The organism is Blastomonas sp. UPD001 (assembly GCF_003426715.1).
Classification (GTDB): domain Bacteria; phylum Pseudomonadota; class Alphaproteobacteria; order Sphingomonadales; family Sphingomonadaceae; genus Blastomonas.
Map to the genome: position 1 here is coordinate 3304686 of NZ_QKVT01000001.1, position 4148 is coordinate 3308833.

The following is a 4148-nucleotide window of genomic DNA, read 5'->3' on the forward strand; positions in this document are numbered from 1 at the left end:
CGCGCACGAAGATGTATGGCCAGGCGCTGACCGATCTCGACGCGCTCGTCGCCGAATCGAACCAGGCGCGCGTGGACAATCTGCGCCTCGCCACGGTCAACCGCGCGCAGCTGCTCACCGCGGCGCAACTGCTGTATCGCTGGGCTAAGGAGCGCGAGAAGCCCGATGCCCAGCGCGAGCCGGGCTATCAGGATCGCGATCGCCTCGCGCTGCGCGAGCGGCTGACCCAGGTCGAGCGCCGATTCGATGCGGGCGTCGACCGCGTGCTGTTCGAACAGGCGCTGGGCGAATATGCCAAGGTCGCCGCCGAAAAGCGCAACGCGCCGCTCGAGGCGAAGATCGCCGAACTGGGCATGGACAAGCTCTATGCCGATACGCGCCTCGGCATCACCGCCGACCGGCTGGGCTGGATGGACAAGCCCGCAGCCGAGTTCGAGGCTTCGGCCGATCCGTTCATCCAGCTCGCCGTCGCCGCCTATCCGGGGCAGAAGGCTGATGAGGAAAAGGCCAAGGAGCGCGCCGGTCGCCTCCAGGCGGCGCGCTCGGCGGTGATGGCGGGGCAAATCGCCTTCGCCAGGGAACAGGGCCGCACGCTCTATCCCGATGCCAATGGCTCGCTGCGCTTTACCTATGGCAAGGTGACGGGCAAGCAGCGCGACGGGCTGGTCTGGACGCCGTTCACCACCGCCGAGGGCCTGGTCGCCAAGCAGACCGGACGCGGCGAGTTCGATGCGCCCAAGGCCGCGATCGACAAGCTCAAGGCGCGCGATTTCGGGCGTTACGCCGACGAGAAGCTGGGCACGCTGCCGGTCGATTTCCTCTCCACCGTCGATATCACCAACGGCAACTCGGGTTCGGCCACGCTTAACGCACGCGGCGAGTTCGTCGGGCTAGCGTTCGACGGCACGCTCGACGGCGTGGTGTCGGACTGGTCGTACGATGCCGGCATCAACCGCACCATCCATGTCGACAGCCGCTTCATGCTGTGGACGATGGACAAGGTCGATGGGGCGCAGCGCCTGCTGACCGAAATGGGCGTCGGCCAGTAAATCTGCTCGCCAGGGGCAGCGCTACTCGGCGCTGCCCTTGCGGGTGCGGAACAGTTCGCGATCCTCGGGACCGAAGCCGCGCCGCCAGATCACCCAGCCATAGACGCCCAGAATGGCGGGGATGCCGAAGGCTAGCTCGGCCCATTCGGGCAGCTTGGTGAAGCCCCAGCCCACCGCCGTCGCCGCCGCTGCCGCCCAGACCAAAGCCCAGCGCCAGCCGTTGACCGGCGCGCCGAGCAGCTTCGAGAGCAGCCGCGCCTTGACGATCGAGGCAAAGCCGAGCGCGAGCGCCAGCGCCAGCGCGACGCTTGCCGCCTGGAACAGCGGGGGCAGGCCCATGGCCTGCGCGGTGAGGATCAGCGCGACGCTCAAGCCCCCCTGCAGCGCCAGCATGGCGAGCGAGATCATCAGGTTGCGGTGCCGCGCGATATAGACGAGCGCGGCCTCGCTCACCGCTGCGGTCGCCGCGACGACCTCTGCTGCGAGCAGGAAAGCGAGTGCGCCGGTGCCGCCGACGAAATTCGGACCGACCAGCCCCATCACGCCCTCGCCCGGAATGCCGAGCGCCAGCGCGACGCCCAGCTGCGCGGCGATGATCCAGAAGCCGACTTGGCTGACCTGGCGCGCGATCTCAGCCATCTTGCCGCTCTGCAGGTTGCGCGCGATCACCGGGCCCAGGATCGGGTCGAAGCTGGTCTTGAGCTTCTGCGGCAGGCTCGCGACCTGCTGCGCGATATAATAGATACCGACGACGGCCGGCGAGGCGAACAGGCCGAGAACCGCCAGATCGAGGCGGCGGCTGCCCCATTCGATCGCATCTGCCGCGGCCAGCGGAGCGTTGCGCCGCGCCATCGTCGCGAGCTTCAGCGGACGCGGCTGCCAGCCGACAGGCCACCCGTAGTTGCGCAGCATGGGGATGATCGAGGCGACGAATGCCGCGACCATCGAGGCAATATAGGAGAGGATCAACCCGTCATCGGGGGTCAGGTAATAGAAGATCCAGGCGGTGATGCTGATCGTCCAGGGTTCGATGATCGAGCGTGCGCGCACCGTGGCGGCGATGTCGAAACGATAGGCGAGCGCCGCCAGCGCGACGTCTGAACCCGCCACCGCGAAGATCACCAGCGGCAGCAGCCGGTCGATCTCGCCCGCGGCGCTGTTGGGGAACATGATCTCGGGCAGCAGCATCAGCAGCGTCGCGGCGAGTGCCGAGGCGATGAAGCTCACCAGCAGGCCGTCGGCCACGACCTGCGCGTGCGGGCGCGAGGTGCGCGCGAGCTGGGCGGCGAGGCCGCGCTTCAGCCCCAGGGTCGCGATCTGCGCGGCGAACTCGACCACCAGCACCGCATAGGCGAAGCGGCCCAGCGCCTCGGCGCCGTAAAGCCGGCCGGCAATGAACAGGAAGGGCAGGCGCGCGGCGAGGCGCAGCAGAAAGCCGAAGAAATTGGTCCGCCCGCCCTTGGCGAGCGCCTGGATGTCGCCGCCCTGCGCCTCGGTCTGGTCGTCCGGCACAGTCTTGCCGGGGCCGGACGCAAGATCCGGCGCTCGAGGCTCATTCTGCGGCGGCGGTGATGTCAAAACAAGCGTTCCAAGGCCCAACTCCCGCTCGCTCTTAAGCAGCTTTGGCGCGCTTTGGCTAGGCAGCGCGTCGCGCGCGGCACGGGGCGGGTCGGTACCAAGAGCGGTGCAAAAAAATTCGCACGGCCAGGCAACCACCCGCGCGCCCGCCCGTAGTGGCGTTCATGCATTGTGCATGAAACAGGGTAGTGGAGCGAAACATGCGTAAACTGATTCTCACCAGCGTTGCCAGCATTGGCCTTATCAGCCTCGGCGCTTGCCAGAGCGAGCAGGCCGACCAGGTCGAAGACCAGGCTGAAGCCCAGTCTGACGCGCTGGAAGACGCGGCCGATCAGGCCCCGACCGAAGCCCAGGAAGAAGCCCTGGACGCACAGGCTGACGCTGTCGAAGACGCCGGCGAAGAAAAGGCCAATGCGATGGACGATAACGGCGAAGTCGCTCCCAGCGAAGTGCCGGGCACGACCACGAACAACCAGTAAACCTTCCCCTTCGAAGGTAGCAGGCGGCGGCGGATCGAAAGATCCGCCGTCGTTTTTTGTGCGTGATACCAAGAATCATCGAGATGCATCGGATTCGGATCAATCAGCTGCCGTGAACAGCTCCAACCGGTCCACTGACGATTGATTTGTTGGAAAATGTTGCTGATATGTTCCTGCCGTTTTTCCTGACAGGAGCGGCAAGATGCGGGATTCGGCGCATGGACAGCAATGCGGCTTTGCACTCTGGATGCGGACAGGCCGCTGGCCCGACCCTGACGCCACCGCAGCGATCGAGCGCAAGTTCAACCCCTGGCACGACCCGGACGACGGACGCTTCACCTCCGCGGGCCAGGGCCGGTATTATGGTTCGGGCGGCAGGGGCTCCTCGACTGCGACGGCACCGCGCAAGCGCGGCAGATTCAAACCGGGCAACGGATCGTATGGCGGTGCCGGCGCCAGTGGCTCATTTGGCGATTCATCGCCGGCTAGGTTCGTGCCGAGACCAGTTCCGCGCAAGCCATCCACCCCTCTCCGAGTCATACCCGGGCCAGCGCCGTTCCGGCCGAGGCCATCGGTCAGGCCCGCACCGGCCCGGCCAATACGCACACCCCGCTGGCGCAAGGTGGTGCGAAATGGCTATGTCTTCCAACTGGACGAGCTGGACAACACCCGCCGAATTGACGGTACGCTTACCGATGAGGCGAAGACTCCACGATCGCGTGCGGCCCAGCGCAATGCAGGAAAGCCAGACAGGCTTCCGACCGACGACGGTGGCCATTTCATCGCCAATCGGTTCAATGGACCGAGTGATGCCTTCAATCACTTTGCCCAGGATGCTTCCGCAAACCGGGGAGCCTATAGGGTGCTTGAGCAGGAATGGGCCGATGCCCTGGCACAACGCAAGACGGTTAAGGTGACGATTATTCCCAACTATCCGGAAGGATCAAGACGGCCAAGCCAGCTGAAGATTTTCTACAGCATCGATGGTGTGAGGCACCAACGAACAATCGACAACAGCTACAAGCCCAAGGCCAAAGATCAG

General features: G+C 65.6%; 4 protein-coding genes. 3 read left to right on the top strand and 1 reads right to left on the bottom strand.

The genetic code is table 11. The annotated features are described in order from the left end of the window. Positions 1 to 1049: S46 family peptidase (locus DM995_RS16775; protein ID WP_198669399.1), on the top strand; the 1049-nt coding region annotated here is incomplete at its 5' end. 21 nt (positions 1050 to 1070) lie between these two features. On the opposite strand, the gene DM995_RS16780 is transcribed toward DM995_RS16775, so the two are convergent. After that, positions 1071 to 2561 carry a lipopolysaccharide biosynthesis protein gene (locus DM995_RS16780; RefSeq protein ID WP_116970157.1) on the bottom strand — a complete coding sequence of 497 codons (1491 nt, stop codon included), beginning with the start codon at positions 2559 to 2561 and terminating at the stop codon, positions 1071 to 1073. 266 nt (positions 2562 to 2827) lie between these two features. On the opposite strand from DM995_RS16780, the gene DM995_RS16785 reads away from it, so the two are divergent. Both DM995_RS16785 and DM995_RS21965 read left to right on the top strand, forming a co-directional pair. Then, the gene (locus DM995_RS16785) at positions 2828 to 3106 is read left to right on the top strand and encodes a hypothetical protein (protein ID WP_116970158.1); all 279 of its coding nucleotides are present in this window, start codon (positions 2828 to 2830) and stop codon (positions 3104 to 3106) included. Positions 3107 to 3731: 625 nt separating this feature from the next. Then, positions 3732 to 4148 (top strand): DNA/RNA non-specific endonuclease (locus tag DM995_RS21965; protein ID WP_198669400.1); only part of this gene is annotated, 417 nt, incomplete at its 3' end.